Source organism: Paenibacillus sp. Aloe-11, from assembly GCF_000245715.1.
GTDB classification, from domain to species: Bacteria; Bacillota; Bacilli; order Paenibacillales; family Paenibacillaceae; genus Paenibacillus; species Paenibacillus kribbensis.
Genome location: NZ_JH601050.1, coordinates 60,906 through 84,262 on the forward strand (window position 1 = coordinate 60,906; position 23,357 = coordinate 84,262).

The following is a 23,357-nucleotide window of genomic DNA, read 5'->3' on the forward strand; positions in this document are numbered from 1 at the left end:
GACGTTTTTATTTAAAAATAGTTCAAAAGTAGCATATTATGTATTAATACTTATACATAAAAAACCAAATCGGAGACGCAAAAGCATCATCGCGATTTGGCTTAGGGATTTGACTCGGATAAGTGATGAAATGGATATGAACTTACCTGTTAGTTTTTTTGCTGACGTGAAATCATAAACAGTGTAATCCAGATAAGCATAAAACCAGTCAGTTGTGCTATGGTAACAATTTGCTGGAATGCGATCCAGTTAATCACGACACCGACCATAGGAAAGCTCAATTCCGCCATGGTGGCATAAGACGCTTTGGTCGTGCTCAATCCCTTGTAATACAGCAGCAGGCTGAGAAGACCCGGCAGCAGTGCCTGCAATAATAGATTGATAATCACGGCTGCGCCCGCCCATGTACCAGCAGGCATATTCCATGGCGCATGCTCCACAGAGGTGAGAACAATCAGCATGGGGAGCGCCACCATGAAGCGCAGGGAGGTTACCGTCTCATATTTCATCGAGCGAAGCAAATAGCTTCCCATAACTGTCGAGCCGCCCCATAGTACCGCTGCTCCCAATGCCAGCAGACTGCCGACTTGGACAAAATCACGAGCATGCCCGAAGGGGAGTGACCAGCCGAAGGTAAGAAGATACGTCCCTAACAAAGCGATAACAATAAGAATTCCAAAATTACGCGGCAGCATTTCCTTCAAAATAATACGTGCCAGAATAATAGCGACCAACGGCTGCAGTTTTTGGAGTAAAAGAACGGCATTCAAATCACCGTTGCTGAGTGCCATGGTGAAAATCACGCTGGCCAAAGCTGAACCGCCCCACGAGACGAACAAAATAGCAAAAGCTTGGCGGAGCCGTACTGCTTTAAGCTCCTCACGGTGCTTCCACAGGATCGGTGCCAAAGCAATAAAAAGCAGCACGTGCTCCATCAGTACAATTTGGGCTGATGTGAATGATTTTAACAAAATAATACGAAACAGCGGGTCAGCACCCCACAAGGCTGCTCCAATCGCGACTAGCCAAAAACCGCTTTTCATGTGAGAACTGCGATCAAAACCCTTGGAAGTTAGTACAGTTGATGTTTGACTCATATTCAATTAGCTCCTTGCGAATACAGGACCGGTGGCACAAATGGCACAAAAACCCCCGTCCATGGCAAGAGGCCATGCAAGACGGGGGTTGATCAAATAAACTTGCCGCACTCATCCACTTCACGGCATGTTCATGCTTCGATCTTCTTCCATCCGGACTTTACCGTCGGCTTTGGCATCTCACCAAATCAGTCCGTATCCTGTTGCCAGATACAGAGTCGCGGGCTTAGCTCCATGAGCCATACCGCCGGTTGGGAATCACACCCTACCCCGAAGATCCTTATTCCGTTTTTTAATTTCTCCTATAGGATATACCCGTTTTAGAATGAAGTCCAGTGAAAAATGTGTGTACTCATTTTACGAGGTAATATCCTTATACTCAATGCGGCGAATCGCTGCATAGGCGACAAGCATTCCCAGCACAGAAAAGCCAATTTGCACGAGGGCAAAGGAGCTAAGCGTAGGGCCGTTATTATTGGAGAAAAGCAATGCTACAATCAGGATGGAGGTCACAATGGTTGTGGGTACAGAATATTTTCGCATTCCCATATACAGCGGAACCAATCCCATAAAGCTGGCGGCAACGGCATTCATCAGCGTCCGTACTGATTGCTGGCCCAACACAGCAAGCGTAAGCTGATCGGGTACAATAACGACAAATTGATTAAGCAGATGAATGGCAGCTGTAATGACAATTTCCGATATCATAATGGACAGGAACGTAAACAGTAGCACGACCAAGAGTTTGGCAATCATCAGCTTTTTACGGTGGATCGGGTACATGAACAAGATGGTAATTGATTTGGACTTGAATTCGTCTACAATAAAGCGGCACAGCAGAACAGAGGCAAATACGATAAAAGTGGCCCTGACCAAATTGTCCATGAGATCCAGAATCTGAGTGTACTGTGCAAATTCGTGTATACCTTCACTTTGGGTGGTCTTCGCAATGAGGCAGGTAAGCCCAAGAATGCAGACATTGGCGATCAGGGCTGAACGGATATATCCTGCCAGATGGAATTTTTTCAATTCTAGCTGCATCAATTTAAGCATGGAGATCACCTCCATTTAGCAGACGCAAAAAGTAATCTTCCAGCGTACTGTTTTTCTGATGAATGGAATCCACCTCTACATCATTGATAATGAGGGTTTTTGTAATTTGCTTTTGCGGTACACTTGTATCGTAAATACGTACACATTGCTCGTTCAGTACCCGAATATTATTCAGATTCAGATGATGCGAGAGGACGTAGACTGCCTTTTTGCAATCATTGGTTGAAAATTCGATGTATTCGGTATTGGTTTCCCGCACCTGTTCCATCGACACTTCCTCAATCAGCCGCCCGTGATTAATGACGCCCACCGTATCTGCAATCTGCTCAATTTCCGCTAAAATATGACTGGACACAAGCAGGGTCATCCCGTATTCCTTGCACAGCATGTGGAATAACTGGCGGATTTCCTTGATTCCTACCGGATCCAGACCATTAATCGGTTCATCTAAAATCAGCAGCTCCGGCTTGGTCGCGATGGCTCGGGCGATCCCGAGACGCTGCTTCATCCCCAAGGAAAAGTCCTTTACCGGCTTGTCACCCGCGTTGCGCAAGTTCACTAGCTCCAGTGCATCCCGAACAGCCTGCTTGTTATAATAGCCCATGTATTCACAGTGCAGCTCCAGATTTTGCTGGGCCGTCAGCCTGTCATAAAAAATCGGATATTCGATAATCGAACCCATCCGTCCGAGCAGATGGTACGATTTTGGCGTCAATTTTTCACCGAACAATTCAATCTCACCCGATGTCGGCTTGAGCAGGTTGGTGATCATTTTCATTATCGTTGTTTTGCCCGCCCCATTGGGACCGAGAAAGCCATAGGTTTCCCCCTTTCGGACATTCATACTGACCTCTGCTACAATTTCATTGCCCTTCAGGGCTTTGGTCAGCTGATGTGTACGTAATATGTAAGTCATGGGTGTTCTCCCTTCGTATACTGTTGATGATTCAAGAATAAAGGGTGAAATATTCATTTTTCTTTCGTGATTCTTACAAATTTATTAAGTTCAATGAATAGTTAATAGTTGATTTTCTTCAAGGTAAAAGAGAAGACTGTCTGGTCATAAGGCTTGCTGGTCAATTGAATCTCTCCGTTCATCGTCTCGACCAGTCGTTTGGCAATCGTAAGACCCAGTCCGCTGCCTTGTACCGCCTTATTGCGTGAGTCCTCCAGTGTGTACATACGCTCAAAAACCTTGTCCTGCTCCGGCTCTTGTATGCCTTTCCCACGATCCCATACTTCTATACGCACGGTGTCCTGCTGTTCCCATAGACTCAGTCCCAGCGTCTGGCCGTCCGCCCCGTAGCGAATTGCATTAGAAATCAGATTGTTCAGCACCCGTGCAATGGCTCCTTCGTTTCCCAAGGCATGAACGGGATGCTCCGGGATATCAATATGCACTGCAAACCCCTGTGCGGTCAGCAGATCATAAAACTCCAAAATGCTGCGTCTGCACAGTTCTCCCACCTCCAGCCGTGTTAGTGGAATGTCCGTATCATTGGCCTCCAGCTTCGCCAAGCTAAAAAAACTGCCGATCAGTTCAATCGCTTCGTTTGTTTTTTGATGAATTTTGGATAGCAGCTTTGTACGTTCTTCCGGCAAAATATTCGGATCACCATCCAGCATCTCGGCATATCCAAGCACCACCGTAAGCGGGGTCTTGAGATCGTGCGAAATATTTGAAATCATTTTGCGCATGGCGATTTGGCTTCGGTTGTAATCCACCGACACCCTGAGATTCAGGTCCAGCAGACGGTTGATTTCTGTCATGAGCCGTTGCAGCTCAGCATCACCTGTGACATATAGCAGCTTTTCCGCATGGTTCACCGTCACAATCCGCTCCAGTAGGGTTCGGACATCCTGAATACTGCGCTTGTAGGCCATACGCTCCCGCCAAAACCATAAAATAACGACGGTTAGGATGATGACGACAATCCATCCCGACATGTTCTCGATGTTCATATCAGCCGTTCTCCCATTTATAGCCTATCCCCCAAAGCGTCTTAATGTGGGCAGGGTGAGAGGGATCTTCTTCGATTTTCTCACGCAGACGGCGAATATGGACATTAATCACGTTCTCGTCGCCCATATAGTCCTCTTTCCAGATAAATCCGTATAATTGCGCTTTCGTAAATACCCGGTTCGGATTGGTTACAAACAGCTTGAGAATATCGGATTCTTTGGCGGTTAGCTGAATTTCATTTTCATTGCGAATGACGGTAAAATGATCCAAATCAATATGCAGCTTGCCATAGGTCAAAACTGGTGCTTTCGGTTGTTCCTCCTGCTGTTGCTGACGGGCATATGTAGTGGATCTGCGGATGGCAGATTGAATACGTGCGGTCATTTCCAACATCGAAAAAGGCTTGGCGACATAATCGTCCGCACCAAATCCCAGTCCAAGCGCTTTATCCACGTCGGTATCCTTGGCAGACATAATCAGGATCGGAACCGCGCTACTGGTACGGATTCGACGAATCACTTCCATGCCATCTACCTTCGGCATCATCAAATCCACCAGCACCAGATCGTAGGTGTGACGTTCAAAGGCAGCAAGCCCGTCTTCCCCGTCATAGGCGGTGGTTAGTTTGTAGCCTTCTTTGCTGAGCGCTTTGTGCAGCATTTCGGCGATGGATAGATCGTCTTCAATAAGTAGTATGTGGGGATTCATAGGTGTGTGTAGCACCTCCTAATTTTGGGGATCAGTTCATAAGTAGGAATGTTAGATGAAACTGATTAGATTATATACGGGTCTGGGGAGGATTTCTATATATTTAAGCCTTTAAAATCAACAATGAAATACAAGGAATTTTAAGATGAATTTAAAAAAATGTAATAAAATACTGAATACTGCAAAGTGGCAACTTAATAGCTTTTAGGAGGAGATTAGAAATACATCAAATGTTATGGTTTGAGCTAAACTTCATTAGATTCAACAAAGAATTACAAATTTAAATACACCAAGTGTTAATTTCATTGTATTGAACTATATACATCGAACTTAAAAGTTTCATATCGTGCCACTGCGCAGTCGGATAGTGCTTCCCATCGCCACCGCCCCCGGATTTCTTGGATAAAGCCTATGATCAGGGTAGAAATCCGGGGACAAAAGCGACCGCTTCGCTTGTACAGCACTATTCCGCCTACTCCGTTTATATGTTCATTTTCGAGTTCGAATTATATAGCAAATATATTTACCATTATACCTCCAAGAAATCCATTACAATACAGACTAAAGGTCCATTTTGAGGACGGATTCCAATATTAAAAATAAAAATATCGTAGTCCTTGAAGTTGCTTGAAATTGAGAAGGTGGAGGGCTAAGGAAGAACTTTTTTTCCCAACCTCTAAATGGCATGATACAGGGAATTACCTAGAACCACAAGGGACTCAGACGTTTTTCTCTACATTCAAAGGGGAGGGGACTTATGGTTGGGAAAAAATTGCGAAACCCTTGTGGCTGTAGTAAAATAAGCACATTGTTAATACTGAAAAGCTTGATTTTGCTAGCCTTTAACCACAACATGTGATGTATTGAAATCGGTGTCGCCGTCCGGATCGCTGCGCAGGAATTGGACTTTAACCACAACATGTGATGTATTGAAATCTGTACTGAGATCGCTATTCCCAGCAGCAGCAGAAGCTTTAACCACAACATGTGATGTATTGAAATTGCTGTCAGCAACTTGGCTATACGATTCTTTAAAGCCTTTAACCACAACATGTGATGTATTGAAATAGAATTTGGGGTATTGTATACGCCGGACAAATCCGGCTTTAACCACAACATGTGATGTATTGAAATTTGTCAGCAGCTACAGTTTCACTTGGGTACCAATCCTTTAACTACAACATGTGATGTGTTGAAATTGGTAATACAGATCCACTGGCTGCCGATTCTTGCCCTTTGACCACAACATGGATGTATTTAAATTATAAGTAATTTACCTTTTTTCATGTCCACGCCCTAGCCTTTAACCGCAATATGAGATGCAGTGAAATTGAAGGAAATGAAAGCGACAATGGTGAAAGTCCGATTTTTACAAAAACATAAAGATATATTTAAAAATTGGTTGTAGTGATGCTCTTTAATAAGTCTCTGTACTTAATAAATGTTTTTCGGTTATGCTAAAATAAGATTACTGCTGACTTGTTAGGAGGAAAGAATATGCATACGAATAGAGAAGAACTTCAACGAATATTAAAACAAGCAAATGAATTTGCCCGTAAGCAAGCAAAGGAAGCAGGAGCTTCTATTTACTATATTAAAAATGGCAAGCGTGTACGCGAAGATGCTAATGGACAGAAGTATGAAATCGTCTTCGATACTTTGGGAATTCGTAAAGAGTATGAATTCCATGAATAGTTCCACACCTGCGATGACGATTTTTGCTGGAACTAATGGTGCGGGAAAAAGTACAATCAGCTTACAAATGAGAGATTGGATCGGAACCATCATTGATCCTGATCAAATTGCCAAATAATTAAAGCCGGAGGACCCTAGAGGTGCAGATTTATCTGCTGGCAGAGAAGCAGTAAGGCGAATAAGATCTTTAATTAAAAACAAGGACAACTTTGCCGTTGAGACTACCTTATCAGGTACCTTTGCTTTGAGACATATGCAGATTGCAAAGGATCATCATTATAATATTATTATGTACTATATTGGACTTCAGGATGTACAGATGCATATTGACCGAGTTGCTTCACGTGTAGAGCAAGGAGGGCATTGGATTGGCTTTATTTCAAGAATGAATCGGATAGTGTACATCCTAGCGATGTTCCATTGTCCGATTTTGCTTTGTAACAGGGCAAAAGTTGAGTAATTGTGTGCTTCTCATTTTTTGTGTAAGCAAAGGTGAAAATTATCTCGATACTGGGATGCTATAGTTATAGTCTAATTTTCAGCAATCCTATAACTAAAATTATAAATTTTAATAAATTAAGATATTTCATTAAGCGCTGTAGGTAATTTTTACGTTTATCCTTAGAGACCATTTCGACATAGCCGAAGGCCTAAATTTTTTCCCAACCTCTTAAAAGGTATGAGACAGGGAATTACTTAGAGCCACAAGGGATTTAGACGTTTTTTTCTACAATCAGAGGGTAGGGGCCAACGGTTGGGAAAAAATTGCGAAACCCTTGTGGCTGTAGTAAAATAAGCACATTGTTAAAACTGAAAAGCTTGATTCTACTAGTCTTTAACCACAACATGTGATGTATTGAAATTTTTTTCTTGGAAGTCGGGAAACATGTCGTCCGTGACTTTAACCACAACATGTGATGTATTGAAATTTGGAAACGCATCACTGCCAAACCACAAAAAATCATCTTTAACCACAACATGTGATGTATTGAAATTAGGCAAACCCTAATGCCGTCAGCACTTCTAAAGATCTTTAACCACAACATGTGATGTATTGAAATTGCGTTTTTCTCCGTTTTTCTTGCGGTGATAGGTCTCTTTAACCACAACATGTGATGTATTGAAATGTTGTGCCGCTATCTTTGTATTTAAACTCCAACTTTCTTTAACCACAACATGTGATGTATTGAAATTCCAGTGTTATGGTAATAGTGTCAATCTGACCGTTGCTTTAACCACAACATGTGATGTATTGAAATAAAGCAAATGTATATGTGGATGCCAGCCATTAGCACCCTTTAACCACAACATGTGATGTATTGAAATATATCTACTGGGCCGGTTGCTGTAATAGTGATCGCTCTTTAACCACAACATGTGATGTATTGAAATCAGTCAGTGTTGAGTTTGGTATAGGGTCCGCACCATCCTTTAACCACAACATGTGATGTATTGAAATTTTGCTCACCATCGAAATGACCAGGATAAGAAAGAACTTTAACCACAACATGTGATGTATTGAAATAAGAACTCAGCAGTATTAGGATCAGCTTGTTTTTGCCTTTAACCACAACATGTGATGTATTGAAATCTTATGGGGCAAACGGTTGGCATCCTCATATTCACTCTTTAACCACAACATGTGATGTTTTGAAATTGGATGATGTGCTGCATTTCTTCCTAGATGTGAATGTCTTTAACCACAACATGAGATGTATTGAAATAAAGGTTGATACCTCCATTGATAGACAGGAGGGGTGCTTTAACCACAACATGAGATGTATTGAAATAGCCATTCTACCAGCATAATCATTTGCTTGATCGCCCTTGTGGAAAGAAGACGGAACATTTAAAAGAGTCAATAAAAAGTAGGGAGGATAGTTTTGGAGTACAGTGAATTGATAGAACGTTTTGAAATGGGAGAAGAGTTTCAGTTCTACTATAAAAACGATAGCTACTGGATTAGCCAGAATGAAGAAGAATACTTTCTTACTCGGGAAAGAGACAGTTTTTCGCAGTCGTTTGAATCAGCACGAGAGCTGTTTGCTAAGGGGAAGATTGACGATAAGACTATTTTAGAATTGTGGGATAACATAGAAATTTGAAAAAGTATATTTTGAGCTTGCTCCTTTAACAATAAAAATGGGAGTGAGCTTTTTTGTATAGTATGTTAAAAAGAAGGTTGTACTCGTAGAAAATCAAGGCAAGGCGTTTGTCTTGAATGTTTCAGGGAAAGTAGTAGTTCCTTCAAGTAACGAGGTAGTTGTTCCAACTGACTGGACCCGTATGTCGAAAGGAGGCGTTGAAATAAAGGCATCAGTTATCGCTTATGTTTTGATAGATACGGTGATAGTTATCTTCATGTATTCTTAACTTACTGATCAATGATGTTTCATTAGATGTGGTCAACTTTAGTGGCTGCATCTTTTTTGGTAAGACTCACGAACAAGATGAAAAGAAACATCCAATGTTAAGGTTTTAGTCTAGTTTGCAGTAGTTTTAAACTAGAATTAAAAATTTCAATACACCAAGTGTTTAGTTGAAATCATATTTTTTCTTCGATACACATTTTACATTATACTCTTGGGCAAGGGAACTCAACATAGACCAAAGGTCTATTTTTTTCCCAACCTCATAGCTGGTGTGAAAGAGTGAATTCCTTAGAACCACAAGGGATATAACCGTTTTTCTATATATTTGGCAAGAAGGGACTTACGGCTGGGGAAAAATTGCGAAACCCTTGGTGCTGTAGTAGAATAAGCACATTGTTAAATCTCAAAAGCTTGATTTTACTAGGCTTTAACCATAACATGAGATGTATTGAAATATCTGTATAAAAAACCACGAAAAAACTCCAGCACACTTTAACCATAACATGAGATGTATTGAAATAGTTAAAAAGGCTCATGGTGGTGCTCGTGAGAATGCCTTTAACCATAACATGAGATGTATTGAAATGGAGTACATAAGGTTGTCCAATAGTCACCCACCGGCTTTAACCATAACATGAGATGTATTGAAATTGATCGAACAATACATTACAACCATTGCACTGTCCGCTTTAACCACAACATGAGGTGTATTGAAATTACGTAATGGGGCGGCGACACCACGTATTTAACGACTTTAACCTCAACATAAAATATACCAAGTCCTAGCCAACCAATCGGGCAGAATTGTTCTGGAGAAGCGTAAGCGGTTGCCTTTATCCTCGAATGTTAACCTTTGAAGGGTTTATACAATCCTATAAAATTCGGGGATAACAGCAATCGAAAGAACAATCTGCACGTGTAGCGGTTCGGGTATCATCGGAGCCGATTTTAAATAGAATTAAAATGATAGTTTACAAATCATGGAGCGAGGTCTATACTCTATATCAGATTAGGAGGTGAACGTATTGTATTATGAAATTCATATAACAACGTTAATGAAACAATCATCTCATCATCTGGAGATACCGGAGCGTATTGGAGCGTGGATTGGTCGGGCTGGGTTGAAGGATGAAGCGTTGAAGCAGACGCACTACGACAAGGACTACAAGCACTATACATTTGGATCGCCTTTCCCGCGTGAAAAGGAGGGGGTATACAAGCAAGGTCGTGTATACGTCATTACGATTCATAGTTCCGTAGAGCTTACGCTACGCCGAATATCCGCAGCATTGCAAGCCTTGCAGGAAGATGAGTATTTCCAGTTTATCGCCGCATCCCCTGTGCAGTCCAAGAAGCTGGCGCATATTACCGAGCTTACCACTGTTACTCCTGCTATTGTTACGATTGAAGGCAAACCGTGGGTGCCGGGTCTGAGTGTGGAGCTTTTACTGCAACGGATTCATGCTAATGCGGAGAAAAAATACAATCATTTATACCCCGACCAGCCTGTACGATTAGAACAACCTTTTATCGAAGGGATTCAGGTGTTGAATCATAAGCCGATTGCCTTGGCCTACAAAGGACGTAAGCTATTAGGTAATAAGCTGCGACTGCTTGTCAGAGAAGATGAGTATTCACAGAAGTTGGCAAGTGTGGTATTAGGCTCAGGAGCGGCAGAAAAGAATAGCATCCTTGGGGCAGGCTTTTGTATCGCCAAAGGACTGGAATAACGTGGAAAGGAGGCGCGAGGTATGCTGAAGGATTTGACGAACAGCTATCTATTGGCGAGGAATGATTTTCCCAACATCACATTTCTAAGACACCAACCCAAGGAAGGGCTGTATATTCGTTTGCGGCCGGATCAAGACTGGAACGAACAGGTCAGCCAGTTTGAAAGCGAACATATGATCATTACCAAAGAAGAACCTGATTTAGCACGTGAGAAGCTTTTTGAATGGTTCCAACAAAAAGATTATGTGAGTTCTCTGATCTCCATGAACAAAGCCGTAGATCCCGGCAAACAGCTTCATTCCAATAATCCGTACACCCTATATGCAAAAAGGGATGTTTTTTTAGCTGAGCCACTGGCAGATGGAACTACCGGGATGAGCACGCATCTTGCCCGTTTTCTGGACAAGACTCAGGCATCTGAGGTGCAGAAAAAGTGGGATGAGCTGATAGGTACCAAGAAGACTAGCAGCAAGATTGTTAGTAAGAAAAGCAGCACCGAGACTATCTTCACCAGTCCTACGCAGCAATTTTTCTCTGATACGGACTATGCATCTGTGCTGGAATATCTCGTAAGTGAGAAACGCCGGACAAGTATTGCACAGATTGAGCAATGGTATGCTACAAACCTGACTGCTTTCATCGACCATATCCGAACGATTCCTTTTAAGAATTACGTTAAAATCTTTTTCACCTCAGAATCTACTCCACTTCACTCATCAATGGATCACCCATCTAACGAATCTTCCAGCTTTTATTCATGGGACGAAATGTATGGCTATGAATATTTGCTATATACCATCCCAAAAATCTTTAATAGTAATGACTATAACCAAATGGTAGACGGAGCTTTGACAGGTCTTCCCGGTTTTAATATGAGCATGAACAGCAAGAAGCCGTATTTGGAGCATAAAACGATGCGTGTCGGAGCGCCTGTCCGTTTATCTCTGGAGGAAGCATTGCTGGTCAAGGAAGCGTCTGAATGGCTCCTTTCTCAGCCGAAGTTCCGAATGAACAAATTTGGCTATCATACAGATTTTTCCAAGAATTCCGAGAAAGTCGCAGAAGGCTATTTTTTGGTTTACGTGGAGGGCAAGGACAACGAGGTACAAGACTTTGAGAATGTACCTTTTTCCAAAAAAGTTCATGTTAACATCCGACTCAAGAATGTATTGGGTGTGATGACCAAAAATAAGTCTGGTGAAGAGTTTGTTAAGGATTACGGTTATCTGGAAAATGTAGAGCAACTGCAAAAAGAGATTAGCAGACAATTTTTTCGCAATCGGATGAACGGTGACTTTCTTCGTGATGAGCCGAAGGCGAGAGAAAAGGATTTTACCAGTGGGATGGTTGCATTGTTTATGCAGAGCAAAAAGGGCTTCCATGACTGGTTTTTCAAGGGAACGACCGCCACGATCCGCTCTCAATTTGCACGAGTGACGCTTCGACTCATAGAGGAACAGCTACTACGTGTAGAGCCAGCAGGACAAGAGAAGTCGAGGTTGGATCTACGTGGATTGGCCGATGCGATGAATGTAAGACTTTCGCTAATGGCATATTTGGAAGGGGAGGAATACACAGCTATGGGAAATCGTCTGATTGCAGTGTCCAATGGACTGAAAGATAAACTGGATACGTTGGAAAAGCGGAAACCAAAGGAAAATATAGAGCCGATCTATGTAGTAACGGATGATGAGTTTTATTATTTGGCAGGACAACTTGCCTTTTATTTGAAAAGCCAGTCCGAAGCCCAACAGAAAAAGGGGGATTTGCTTGGACCTTTTTTCATGGCAAAACGCAGCACACAGCTTAAAAAGCGGCTTGAAGAAGCATATCATTTGCACCGCCACAAAATACTGCTGCAATATACTAAATTAAATTGGGCTTTAGCGAATGTGAATGCCTACCAGCCAGACAAAGAATTCCAGCATGAAGATGCAAGAGAGATGTTCCTGGCGGGGTTATTTTCGGACAACTGGTTCTGGAAAAAAGGCGAGAACGAGAAACCAAGCAGCGAAGGGGAGAACGGACATGGCGAAGAAAACTAATCGTGTGGTAGGACTAATCGGGATTGTCAGCCGGATGGCGAACTGGAATGCAGACTTTAGCGGACAGCCAAAGACAACCAGCACAGGCCAAATTTTTGGTAGCGACAAGGCGTTAAAATACAGCATCAAGCGCTTATGGGCAGAGGAAGGACAGAAGGTACTGTATATTCGTTCGTATAAAGTGAGCAGCGGCAAGGACAAGAAGGCGGACAAGGCAAAGGATGCGGACAAAGGGAAAGAAGAGAAGCTCCAGCCTCGTAATCTCGCAGAACGTTATGAATATCTTTTCGGTGAAGAAGTATCCAAAAATTCACGTGAAGTGCTGGGCAAGCTGTTTCAATGTGTGGATGTTATGAATTTTGGTGCAACGTTTGCAGTGAAGGATCAGAATATCGGTCTGGCGGGTCCGGTGCAAATTGGTCAGGGCTTTAATAAATTTGATTGGTCGAATCTGGAGGTACAGGATATTTTATCTCCGTTCCGTAACTCGAACGAAAAGAGCGAGGACAATGACGCCACCTCCATTGGTAAAAAGAGAACGGTGGACGAATCCCATTATATTTATCCTTTTTCCGTCAATCCGAAGCATTATGATAACTATCTGGAACTGCTGGCAGCTGAGGGCTTTGAAGGGTACACAGAGGAAGCGTATCAGGCTTTCAAAACGGGAGCATTAACCGGGGCTACTTTACAAAATACCAACAGTAAATCCGGCGCGGAAAATGCTTTTGCCCTATTCGTGGAATTTAAAGCGGGGAGCACGGCGTATTTACCGAATCTGGACCCTTATGTGAAGGTAGATAAGGACAAGGACGGAGAGAAGACGGTTTATGATCTGTCGGCCCTTGCACCGCTTTTGAACGATGTAAACGAGGAAATTGAAACGGTAGAATTATACGTTAATCCGTATGCATCGCGTGTAGAGCTGGATTTTCCGGGGCTGCGGACGTTTAACATCTTTACGCGCAGCGAGCTTCCTCAAGGCTAGAGGATGATTACATCGGGGAAGGAGGGAAGAAAGCATGCAGGCGTTATGCTTTGAGTTGAGCGGAGAAACAGCGTTTTTTAAAAAGCCGGATGTTAACGTATATGCGTATTTTACATACAGTCATATCCACAAGGTTGCGTTATATGGCTTGCTCGGTGCGGTACTCGGACTTGGCGGCTATACGCAGCAGTATGAACGGAATATGGCGTTGGGCGGTAAAGCCAAACAGGATAACCCGGCGATGCCATACCCTGAATTTTATGAGGTGTTTCGTCATGCTTCGGTAAGCATCGTGCCGCACGGGGATCGGGGATATTTTTCGAAAAAAATCCAGATTTTCAACAACACAGTCGGTTATGCAAGCCAGGAAGAGGGCGGTGTGCTGAATGTGCGAGAGCAATGGTTGGAGCGTCCACGCTGGACGATCTACGTGGCAGATGATGGGGGCCTAGATCGGGAGATATTTGATCGGCTTGCAGACTATGTACAGCATTCCAAGGCTGAATACATTCCTTATCTGGGGAAAAATGATCATCCGGCTACGATATCCAAGGCTCGGTTAGTTGAGTTGGAGCCAGCGAGTGAACCGGAATATATCGACTCCCTCCGGGCTGCACATGTACTTGTGGATACGGGAGGATATGTGAAAGATGATCAGATGCAATCCTACTTGCAAGAGTATCTCCCCGTAGGGCTGAATACAGCCAACAACGGTTACATTCTGGAGCCGCTTGTATTTTCTAATCAGGAAATAGATACAGATGAGCTGAAAGCCGAAGATTTACAAAAAATGTACCGGGATGCTGACAATGACCGCACTTTGTATTTTATCTAAAAAAGGGCGGTCGTTTTCATAGATGGAATCAACACCGGGTATTCTCCATTGTCAGGATGGGGAGCGCCCGGTTTTTTATATGGATTTTTTTAAATTATACCCAAGGAAAAGAGGGAAGACGATTTGCGTATTCATGTATCCATACAGCATTGGCTAACGGATGAAGGGAAAGGGAGGCTGAAGGCGCACACGGCAAAAGAAGAGGGGCTTCAACAGGATGAAATGCTCGAGGAGCATAGTGATCTGGTCATGCATCATGCTGAGATACTGATGAGGGATAATGGTGTGGAAGCTGCGGTACATAGGGCGCTGGATCGTCTTGGCATAGATGGAGATCCGCTGGATGAATCATTAAGGCAAATGATCATGTATTATTTTAGACAAGCCATTTATTTGCATGATCTTGGCAAGGTGAACCCGGCCTTCCAACGTATCAAAATGAAGAACAATGAAGTTAAAAGGAACGCTGAGTTGGGAGACAGTAACCATTCCATGCTGTCTGCTGTGCTTTACTTGCATATTCATTTACGACAGGTGCAGGAATGGCATGATACAACAGAACTGTATCCAAACCGTAGGAAGCATAAACGCAAAGTACTTGCATTCCTGCATCATCTTTTATATTCATTCGCATATACGATCTCCCGCCACCACACGTACCTGGGAAATATGGATGAAGATATGGGAGAGCAGGTAAACGAATTTGAGTTAAAAATAAAAAATCAATATAACCGGGTCAAAGAGAATCCTGATTATATTCGCTATTATCGTGATCAGCAGGACTTGTTACAGAACGATAACGTATTTGGGTGCATCCGTCTGGAAGGCAATAAACGTCAAAATAAAATACACAGGCCTTTTCCTTTCTATGTGTTGGTCAAGCTGCTGTACTCCACGATGGTCGCATCGGATTTTCGGGCGACGTATCAATATATGGAGCAGCAAGTACCGGAGATGCATTATTTTGGAGAACGTCTTCCACTGGAGCCCATGCTTGAGGCTTATCGTCAGACGGGAATTGTGCAGGGGATTGAGTCCTATCGCCAAAATCCTGATGCTTCTGACTTGTCTGAGATGAATCAGCTACGGGCGGCGTTATTTATCGAAACGGAAAAGCGGTTGTTAGAGCGACTGCAAGAGCCTGTTTTTTATCTCGAAGCTCCTACAGGTTCAGGTAAAACAAACATGTCTATTAACCTGGCGCTGCATTTGCTGAATAGTGGTTTAGGACTGAACAAGTTAATTTATGTATTTCCGTTCAACTCTCTGATCGAGCAGACAAGACAGACGCTGAATGGGATTTTCCACAAGGAGCAGGTAAACGGCTATCGGGTGGAAGTTATTAATTCGATTACTCCGATGGTGACCGAGGAAGAACTAGAGGCAGAAGCTACTTTGGAAGGGAAGAACCTGGAGCCAGACAACACGGATTTCAAAAGAGTGCTGTTGGAGCGTCAATTGCTGCAATATCCGGTGACACTGACTTCTCACGTGAACTTTTTTAATTATCTATTCGGGACAGGACGAGAGGCCAATCTAGCATTCGCTCATTTGTGCAATAGTGTCATTGTATTGGATGAAATTCAGAGCTACCGAAATGAATTATGGAAGGAAATTATTCATTTTCTGCGATCTTTTGCGGATATTCTGAACATTAAAATTATTATCATGTCCGCTACCTTGCCAAATCTGGATTTGTTACTGGAGCAGCGAGATCATGAGGAAGCAATACAAACCTATACACTGGTGCAGAACCGGGAACGTTATTTTACCCATTCGTTGTTTAGAGAGCGCGTGAAGCTGGATTTTAATTGGTTGAAACAGGGCAAGATGCAGCCGGAACAAGTATTGGAGCATGTTGAATCTGTAATCAAGCAGCGAGAGCGAGATGGGCAAGGGAACAGGGTGCTGATCGAGTTTATCAAGAAAAAGACGGCACGCCAATTTTATAATCTGCTGCTGGAGCAGAATTTGGGCTTTGACGTCTATGAGCTTACCGGGGATGATAGCTACTCCTATCGCCAAGAACTGTTACGGCAATTAGGAAAGGATGAACATGGGAACTTTTATCTCAATGATGTGGTCGTTGTTGCAACACAGGTGATTGAAGCCGGGGTAGATATTGATATGGATGTGGGCTTTAAAGATATTTCTTTGCTGGATAGCGAGGAACAATTTTTGGGTCGGCTGAATCGTTCTTGTCTGCGTGATTATTGCAAGGCTTATTTCTTTAATTGTGACGAGGCAAATAGTGTATACAAAAAAGACGGGCGTCTTAAGTATGATCTTATGGATGAGCAGTATCAAAAAATGCTTGAAAATAAAAATTTCAGTGGATTTTATGACAATGTTATTCATGAAATCAACAAATCTCGTGAAAAACCGGATCAACAGCATTGGAGCGACTTTACCCAAAAAGTACAGGAACTTGAATTTCCAGATGTACAAGAGCATATGAACCTCATTCCTGATCAAAGTGTGACGCTGTTCCTGAACTATACCTGCCCAATGAAAGACGCTCCCCCGCTGAACGGTCAAGATGTGTGGGATGAGTTTGTTAGATTGTCAGACAAGCGGTTGGAGATGGACTATTCAGAAAGAATGATTCGCTTGTCCGTGGTGCGTGCTCAAATGAATAACTTTACTTTTATTTATCCGCTTCCCCAAATGTATACAAAATGGGGACAGGTAAAGCCGGGGATACACACCCGTTGTATAGGTACTTTGTATTTCGTGGAGCACGGTGAACAATATATGGATATGGACGAGAAGACGAATACCAAGAAGTTTAATCGTGCTAGATATGAGGAAGATGAAAAGAGGCTTTTGCTATGAGAATTACCGGAACGATGGTGAACTATTATGTACACTGCCGTAGACAATGCTGGTTGTTTGCCAACGGGATGAATTTTGAGGATGACAGTGAGGATGTACGAATTGGCAAGGTCATGCATGAGCTGCAAAGTGAAGGGAAGAAAAACCGCGAAGTCGCAATAGAGGGCATCAAAGTGGACAAGCTGACCAGTGACTATGTGACCGAAATCAAAAAGTCAGACGCTGATGTAGAGGCAACGAAATGGCAGACGCTGTATTACATGTATGTACTCAAGCAAAAAGGGATGGAGCGCAAGGGGAAAATCCAGTTCAGCGAGCGCAATAAACAGGCTAGTAAAACAATAGAGTTGGAACTGGATGAAGCGGCGGAACAGGCAATGGAGCAGTTGCTGGCTGAGTTAGAACAATATTTGCAGCAGGAGCAGCCCGATCCGGCGATACGTGAGAAAAAATGTACCCGCTGCGCCTATCTTGCCTACTGCTTTTTATAAGAAAGGAGGACGACAAAAATGTCCAAAACAGCGCCATCTACTAGATATATACGTACTCCGGGCACTTTGGGACGTGAAGATAATTCACTGACATTTCGGAGTGAAGAAAGAGGGATCGTACACCTGCCGATTCATGGATTGAAGGAGCTATATTTACTCAATGAGATAACGTTGAACAGCAAGCTCCTGTCTTTTCTGTCGATGGCAGGGATAACAGTCCATTTCTTCGATTACTATGGTCATTTTAGAGGCACCTTTTATCCGAAGGACGCAAGGGTGAGCGGTAAGGTTAAGCTATTGCAAGCGAAAGCCTGTTTGGAGAGAAGAATACCTATTGCTGCTGCTTTTATTGGTTCCATTGCAGCTAACATCCATGAAGTGCTGTATCACTATTATAAACATGGCAACAAGGAGATCAAACCATATCTGGATTGGCTGAAAAAAGATGTACCACGATTATTAGATAAAATGGAGGATATTCCGAGATTGTTGAGTGTGGAAGGAGAGATTTGGAGACGGTTTTACGATACATTTAAGACGTTCCTGCCTGAAGACTTTAAAATGAATAAGCGAGTCAAGCGCCCACCGGACAATCCGCTGAATGCACTAATTAGCTTTGGTAATACCATTTTGTACACAAAAACGATTTCGCAAATTTACCATACCCATCTGGATCAGAGTATCAGTTTTCTGCATGAACCGAGTGATCGACGATTTTCCCTCAGTCTGGATTTGTCTGAGCCGTTCAAGCCATTGTTGGTGTACCGTACTATTTTTGAATTGGTGAACAACCGAAGAATACAGGTTAATAAGCATTTTGAAAAGGATTATAATTACTGTATTTTAAATGGGACGGGTCGCGATGTATTTATCACCGCGCTTGAAGATCGGATGAAGCAGGTGTTCGATCATGGCATACTCAAACGGAAGGTCAGCTATTTATCTGCTATTAAATATGATGCTTACAAGTTAAAAAAGCATATCGTCGAAGGAACGCCTTTTGTTCCCTTTTTAGAAAAGGAAAAGAGGTAGAGGATATGGCGAAAAATTATAACTATGTCATTCTGGTGTATGACATCGGAGAAAAGCGAGTGGGTAAGGTATTTAAAATATGTAAAAAGTATCTCGTTCATTTTCAGAAATCCGTATTTCGAGGTGAAATTACCCCCGCTAATTTAATTCAGCTACGCGCTGAGTTAAAAAAGGTTATTGATGAAGGGAACGACTTTGTTGCTGTTTTTAAGATGACAGGTGATTATGTTTTCGACGAGGAAATCATCGGTGCCCGCATGAATGATTCGGAGTCCTTATTGCTGTAATTTTCCCAACCTCCTTAGTAGACAGATAGCCGTTACTTCTTACAGCGCCAAGGGTTAACAGGCATTTTCTGTGCCATTAGCTGCATCCGTCTTCCGGCTGGGAAAAAATTGCGAAACCCTTGGGGCTGTAGTAAACTAAGCACATTGCTGAAATTAAAAAGCTTGATTTTGCTAGCCTTTAACCACAACATGAGATGTATTGAAATTGCGCCTCCTGTGTATCGTATTTAGACAATCCATACCTTTAACCACAACATGAGATGTATTGAAATTTAATATTGTCCATCTAAGCTACCCCCACGGAAAAACTTTAACCACAACATGAGATGTATTGAAATCGGGCTTGGTCCAGCGGGCTCACTGTCGGTTTTGCTTTAACCACAACATGAGATGTATTGAAATTGTTTTCCAATTGACTCTTCACAAGCCGTAATTCGGCTTTAACCACAACATGAGATGTATTGAAATGATTTTGCGATGTCTATCTTGACGTGCCCCATGTTACTTTAACCACAACATGAGATGTATTGAAATGATTTTGCGATGTCTATCTTGACGTGCCCCATGTTACTTTAACCACAACATGAGATGTATTGAAATGATTTTGCGATGTCTATCTTGACGTGCCCCATGTTACTTTAACCACAACATGAGATGTATTGAAATGCAGCGAAATCAAAAAAGTTGCGAACATAAGTATATCTTTAACCACAACATGAGATGTATTGAAATCGGTATCCAGCCCCGGCCCTAAGAACTGGCTTTTGGGCTTTAACCACAACATGAGATGTATTGAAATTACAAATATCTATCAAATAGGGGGAAATGAGAATTGCCTTTAACCACAACATGAGATGTATTGAAATTTTTGTGGTGTTGCTAAGATCGCTTTCCGCTCATCTCTTTAACCACAACATGAGATGTATTGAAATTGGTCAGCCCAGCTTCTGCCTTTGCCAACAGATTGCGCTTTAACCACAACATGAGATGTATTGAAATTCAAATATTCCTTTAGGCGTTACGTCTGAACGATAAACTTTAACCACAACATGAGATGTATTGAAATTCGTCCAAGTAATCCCTAGTTTCGGTCTTAGTACCGTCTTTAACCACAACATGAGATGTATTGAAATGTTTCTGCAACCTCCCACGAATCTGGGCAATCTCCCCTTTAACCACAACATGAGATGTATTGAAATCATTAATCTACTCCTTTTCTACAATCAAAAATTTTGCTTTAACCACAACATGAGATGTATTGAAATAACTCTCCAGGCACTTTAGGAGTCAGCGTATCTTGCCTTTAACCACAACATGAGATGTATTGAAATTATAAGCAGCCTCTGCCCTCTCTCGGGGGCTGGCGTCTTTAACCACAACATGAGATGTATTGAAATGAAATTTGCTGGAGTCAGACCTAAAAGAGATACGCTCTTTAACCACAACATGAGATGTATTGAAATATTAGTACGTTGTCCGCATGCCCCAGCGCGATTAAACTTTAACCACAACATGAGATGTATTGAAATTATGACTTCTCGACTCCCGTATGCAAGAGAATCCTTCTTTAACCACAACATGAGATGTATTGAAATGCATATGCAACTGCCTCAACGCCAACCTTGTGTAAACTTTAACCACAACATGAGATGTATTGAAATTTCGCCGCAGCACGGACAAGCCCGTTCCGGGGGAGCCCTTTAACCGCAACATGAGATGTATTGAAATATTTTAAGTGAGTGGTACAAGCTGTTCACGCAGCGTACTTTAACCACAACATGAGATGTATTGAAATTACAATGCGGCAGATGGATCGGCTACGGCTTTGGCCTTTAACCACAACATGAGATGTATTGAAATAAGCGGCGCGAAGACGCTATAAAACGGATGCAGCAACTTTAACTACAACATAGGATGTATTGAAATTTATTATCGGGCATGCACAGGGGATCGGCATTAGCACTTGCTGAAGAAGATTTTTTCCTCCCCCTAACACAAGATGTAATCAACTTAATATCAACATACTTTTCCCTATATTATACTGAAAGAGTTTACAATCCAATCTTAGGAATAAGGTGTTATGATACCTGGGACATGCTTTATGCAAAAGATCAAGCATGTCGAATCATGAGCTGCGGCACAGGACCGTCAATAAAGGAGAGAACGATGTTTGTTATACGGGGAACACAAAAACTGCTGAAGGAATGGGATACCGAGCCACTTCACGTTGATATTTATCCGCCTTTAAATAGTTGGCATGCCAGCTTGTTTTTACTGAATCGGAGAAAAAATATTGTGTTTATGCATGATGCAACCCGCTTTAGCATTACGCTGTTTGGCATTAAAAAATCGCAGTACAAAAATCTGCCGACTCTTTTTATTCAAGCCCTGAAGGAATTCATGATCAGCGAAGGCTTTGATGAGCAGATCGTAGAGGCATACACACAGGAAGGCGAGCAGATGCTGGCTACGACGACAAACAGCCATAGTGTGATGAGAACCTTGGAAGAGCTTATTTTTGTCATGAAGGAATTGGATATGGAGCATGGGTGTGAGCTGGAAAAAAACCAGTGCAACAACCGGATTGTGTTTAAAACGGTGCAATACCAGTATCCTGTTGATACTTTTAAAGAAGCATTAGAAAAGCATTATAACCTGGAACGTGTTTGAGCTGATAACGCTGAGGTTAAAGAGCCGTTCGTTAAACAAAACGTGCCAAAAGAGTATCCACCAAAGTCCATGCGGGCGGGGATGCTCTTTTTTATCAGTTCATATGATGATAACGCTTGCGATGAAATGAATCATAGCGCAATAAACGGCACACTTTGGTAGAATAAAACATAAAGTATTTGACACCATAGATCTGATTTAAAAACGGGGGGTACATAACGAGCAATGAAGAGGATTATTGATGTAGCCAAGGAAGCAGGAATTGAAGAAGAGCATTTGGAGACGTATGGAAAATATAAAGCGAAGCTGAATCCGTCCCTGTGGGAGCAGTTGAAGGAACGCCCGAATGGAAAGCTGGTGCTGGTTACGGCGATGAATCCGACTCCGGCGGGAGAAGGAAAAACGCTAACAACCATCGGGCTGTCACAGGCGCTAAATGCGCTGGGGCACAAAACCGTTGCTGCGCTGCGTGAGCCGTCTCTTGGACCTTGTTTTGGTATGAAAGGAGGAGCAACCGGGGGAGGGCAGGCCCAGATTGTTCCAGCAGAAGATATTAATCTGCATTTTACAGGTGATATACACGCGATTTCAGCAGCACATAATTTGCTGGCAGCGATGATTGATAACCATTTGTTTCATGGAAATGCTTTGCGGCTGAAGCCGGAACGGATCGTGTGGAAACGGGCTGTAGATATGAATGACCGGAGCTTGCGAAGTATTGTGACTGGATTGGGTATGGGTAATGGAGCAGTGAGAGAAAGCGGCTTTTTGATTACCTCGGCCTCGGAAGTGATGGCGGTACTATGCTTAAGTGAAAATATGAACGATCTTAAAGCGCGATTGGGCCGAATGGTGATTGGATATAACGAGGCGGGCGAAGCGGTAACCGCCGAGGAACTGAACGCGGTGGAAGGCATGGCTGTGCTGCTTCGGGATGCATTAAAGCCCAATCTGGTACAAACGTTGGAAGGAACTCCCGTCATTGTGCATGGTGGACCTTTTGCGAATATTGCACATGGATGCAGCAGTCTGATCGGTACGAAGCTGGCTTTGAAGCTGGGAGAGGTGGTCCTCACAGAGGCGGGATTCGGGGCCGAACTGGGAGCGGAAAAGTTTTTTGACATCAAGTGCCGCCAGTCCGGGTTGCAGCCGGATGCGGCTGTATTGGTCGTCACCGCCAAAGCACTGAAATATAACGGCGGTGTCTCCAAAAACGAGCTGGATGCGGAAAATCTGGAGCAATTACAGCTTGGCTTAGCCAATATGAACCGACATATTCGGAATTTACAAAAGTTTGGCGTGCCTGTCCTGGTAGCGATTAACCATTTTGCAACAGATCATGAAGCCGAACTGGAGCTGATTATGGCAGAATGCCGTAGGCTGGGTGTACCCGCTGAGCTGTCACAGGTATGGGCACAGGGAAGCCGTGGGGGAGAACGCTTGGCTCAAAGCCTGTTAAGTCTGCTTCAGGAGGACAAAGCCAGCTTCGCACCTTTGTATGATACTGCGCTTGACCTACAAGCGAAAATTGGCGTCATCGCCAAAGAGCTTTACG

Annotated in this window: 18 protein-coding genes, 4 CRISPR repeat arrays and 1 riboswitch; of the genes, 13 read left to right on the forward strand and 5 right to left on the reverse strand. The window is 42.9% G+C overall.

Annotated features, from left to right (window positions below):
- Positions 1–149: 149 nt before the first annotated feature.
- The 5 genes from WG8_RS06365 to WG8_RS06385 form a co-directional block, all read right to left on the reverse strand.
- The gene (locus WG8_RS06365; protein WP_007429310.1) at positions 150–1,097 is read right to left on the reverse strand and encodes a DMT family transporter; all 948 of its coding nucleotides are present in this window, start codon (positions 1,095–1,097) and stop codon (positions 150–152) included.
- A 137-nt stretch (positions 1,098–1,234) separates the two neighbouring features.
- Positions 1,235–1,379: riboswitch (FMN riboswitch) on the reverse strand.
- Positions 1,380–1,454: 75 nt separating this feature from the next.
- Positions 1,455–2,150, reverse strand: a complete 696-nt coding sequence (locus WG8_RS06370) for an ABC transporter permease (RefSeq protein ID WP_007429311.1) — start codon at positions 2,148–2,150, stop codon at positions 1,455–1,457.
- Positions 2,143–3,066 carry an ABC transporter ATP-binding protein gene (locus WG8_RS06375; protein WP_007429312.1) on the reverse strand — a complete coding sequence of 308 codons (924 nt, stop codon included), beginning with the start codon at positions 3,064–3,066 and terminating at the stop codon, positions 2,143–2,145. Before WG8_RS06375 ends, WG8_RS06370 begins: the two co-directional genes overlap by 8 nt.
- 101 nt (positions 3,067–3,167) lie before the next feature.
- Positions 3,168–4,112, reverse strand: coding sequence for a sensor histidine kinase (locus tag WG8_RS06380; RefSeq protein WP_007429313.1), 945 nt, complete (start codon positions 4,110–4,112; stop codon positions 3,168–3,170).
- 1 nt (position 4,113) lies between these two features.
- Positions 4,114–4,821 (reverse strand): response regulator transcription factor, encoded by a 708-nt coding sequence (locus WG8_RS06385; RefSeq protein WP_007429314.1) that lies wholly within the window; start codon positions 4,819–4,821, stop codon positions 4,114–4,116.
- An 840-nt stretch (positions 4,822–5,661) separates the two neighbouring features.
- Positions 5,662–6,021: a CRISPR direct-repeat array (repeat unit 30 nt; unit sequence CTTTAACCACAACATGTGATGTATTGAAAT).
- A 297-nt stretch (positions 6,022–6,318) separates the two neighbouring features.
- Here WG8_RS06385 and WG8_RS06390 point away from each other — a divergent pair.
- From WG8_RS06390 to WG8_RS06450, 13 genes are all read left to right on the forward strand, one after another.
- Positions 6,319–6,516 (forward strand): hypothetical protein, encoded by a 198-nt coding sequence (locus WG8_RS06390; RefSeq protein ID WP_007429315.1) that lies wholly within the window; start codon positions 6,319–6,321, stop codon positions 6,514–6,516.
- Positions 6,509–6,634, forward strand: a complete 126-nt coding sequence (locus WG8_RS29300; RefSeq protein ID WP_007429316.1) for a hypothetical protein — start codon at positions 6,509–6,511, stop codon at positions 6,632–6,634. Before WG8_RS06390 ends, WG8_RS29300 begins: the two co-directional genes overlap by 8 nt.
- 715 nt (positions 6,635–7,349) lie before the next feature.
- A CRISPR array of direct repeats spans positions 7,350–8,307; the repeat unit is 30 nt; unit sequence CTTTAACCACAACATGTGATGTATTGAAAT.
- Positions 8,308–8,399: 92 nt separating this feature from the next.
- Positions 8,400–8,621, forward strand: coding sequence for a hypothetical protein (locus tag WG8_RS06400; protein ID WP_007429317.1), 222 nt, complete (start codon positions 8,400–8,402; stop codon positions 8,619–8,621).
- A gap of 692 nt (positions 8,622–9,313) precedes the next feature.
- Positions 9,314–9,605: a CRISPR direct-repeat array (repeat unit 30 nt).
- Between the two features lie 299 nt (positions 9,606–9,904).
- On the forward strand, positions 9,905–10,618 hold the full coding sequence (locus WG8_RS06405) for a CRISPR-associated protein Cas6 (RefSeq protein WP_232289063.1): 714 nt from the start codon (positions 9,905–9,907) through the stop codon (positions 10,616–10,618).
- Positions 10,619–10,639: 21 nt separating this feature from the next.
- On the forward strand, positions 10,640–12,664 hold the full coding sequence (locus WG8_RS06410) for a hypothetical protein (RefSeq protein WP_007429319.1): 2,025 nt from the start codon (positions 10,640–10,642) through the stop codon (positions 12,662–12,664).
- Positions 12,648–13,652, forward strand: coding sequence for a type I CRISPR-associated protein Cas7 (locus tag WG8_RS06415; protein ID WP_007429320.1), 1,005 nt, complete (start codon positions 12,648–12,650; stop codon positions 13,650–13,652). The genes WG8_RS06410 and WG8_RS06415 overlap by 17 nt, the downstream gene beginning before the upstream one ends.
- 34 nt (positions 13,653–13,686) lie before the next feature.
- Entirely contained in the window at positions 13,687–14,487 is an 801-nt protein-coding gene (cas5b, locus tag WG8_RS06420; RefSeq protein ID WP_007429321.1) for a type I-B CRISPR-associated protein Cas5b, read from the forward strand.
- Between the two features lie 123 nt (positions 14,488–14,610).
- Positions 14,611–17,322, forward strand: coding sequence for a CRISPR-associated helicase/endonuclease Cas3 (locus tag WG8_RS06425; protein ID WP_007429322.1), 2,712 nt, complete (start codon positions 14,611–14,613; stop codon positions 17,320–17,322).
- Positions 17,319–17,813, forward strand: a complete 495-nt coding sequence (locus WG8_RS06430) for a CRISPR-associated protein Cas4 (RefSeq protein WP_007429323.1) — start codon at positions 17,319–17,321, stop codon at positions 17,811–17,813. Before WG8_RS06425 ends, WG8_RS06430 begins: the two co-directional genes overlap by 4 nt.
- Positions 17,814–17,831: 18 nt before the next feature.
- Entirely contained in the window at positions 17,832–18,845 is a 1,014-nt protein-coding gene (gene cas1b, locus WG8_RS06435; protein ID WP_007429324.1) for a type I-B CRISPR-associated endonuclease Cas1b, read from the forward strand.
- Between the two features lie 5 nt (positions 18,846–18,850).
- Positions 18,851–19,132 carry a CRISPR-associated endonuclease Cas2 gene (cas2, locus tag WG8_RS06440; RefSeq protein ID WP_007429325.1) on the forward strand — a complete coding sequence of 94 codons (282 nt, stop codon included), beginning with the start codon at positions 18,851–18,853 and terminating at the stop codon, positions 19,130–19,132.
- Positions 19,133–19,308: 176 nt separating this feature from the next.
- Positions 19,309–21,058: direct repeats of the CRISPR family, unit length 30 nt; unit sequence CTTTAACCACAACATGAGATGTATTGAAAT.
- 240 nt (positions 21,059–21,298) lie between these two features.
- Positions 21,299–21,802 (forward strand): DUF6933 domain-containing protein, encoded by a 504-nt coding sequence (locus WG8_RS06445; RefSeq protein ID WP_007429326.1) that lies wholly within the window; start codon positions 21,299–21,301, stop codon positions 21,800–21,802.
- Between the two features lie 225 nt (positions 21,803–22,027).
- A partial coding sequence (locus WG8_RS06450; protein WP_007429327.1) for a formate--tetrahydrofolate ligase occupies positions 22,028–23,357 on the forward strand: 1,330 nt, incomplete at its 3' end.

Coding starts and splice junctions, on each gene's coding strand:
- WG8_RS06365 (WP_007429310.1), bottom strand. CDS start 1,097: ATGAGTCAAACATCAACTGTACTAACTTCCAAGGGTTTTGATCGCAGT.
- WG8_RS06370 (WP_007429311.1), bottom strand. CDS start 2,150: ATGCTTAAATTGATGCAGCTAGAATTGAAAAAATTCCATCTGGCAGGA.
- WG8_RS06375 (WP_007429312.1), bottom strand. CDS start 3,066: ATGACTTACATATTACGTACACATCAGCTGACCAAAGCCCTGAAGGGC.
- WG8_RS06380 (WP_007429313.1), bottom strand. CDS start 4,112: ATGAACATCGAGAACATGTCGGGATGGATTGTCGTCATCATCCTAACC.
- WG8_RS06385 (WP_007429314.1), bottom strand. CDS start 4,821: ATGAATCCCCACATACTACTTATTGAAGACGATCTATCCATCGCCGAA.
- WG8_RS06390 (WP_007429315.1), top strand. CDS start 6,319: ATGCATACGAATAGAGAAGAACTTCAACGAATATTAAAACAAGCAAAT.
- WG8_RS29300 (WP_007429316.1), top strand. CDS start 6,509: ATGAATAGTTCCACACCTGCGATGACGATTTTTGCTGGAACTAATGGT.
- WG8_RS06410 (WP_007429319.1), top strand. CDS start 10,640: ATGCTGAAGGATTTGACGAACAGCTATCTATTGGCGAGGAATGATTTT.
- WG8_RS06415 (WP_007429320.1), top strand. CDS start 12,648: ATGGCGAAGAAAACTAATCGTGTGGTAGGACTAATCGGGATTGTCAGC.
- cas5b (WP_007429321.1), top strand. CDS start 13,687: ATGCAGGCGTTATGCTTTGAGTTGAGCGGAGAAACAGCGTTTTTTAAA.
- WG8_RS06430 (WP_007429323.1), top strand. CDS start 17,319: ATGAGAATTACCGGAACGATGGTGAACTATTATGTACACTGCCGTAGA.
- cas1b (WP_007429324.1), top strand. CDS start 17,832: ATGTCCAAAACAGCGCCATCTACTAGATATATACGTACTCCGGGCACT.
- cas2 (WP_007429325.1), top strand. CDS start 18,851: ATGGCGAAAAATTATAACTATGTCATTCTGGTGTATGACATCGGAGAA.
- WG8_RS06445 (WP_007429326.1), top strand. CDS start 21,299: ATGTTTGTTATACGGGGAACACAAAAACTGCTGAAGGAATGGGATACC.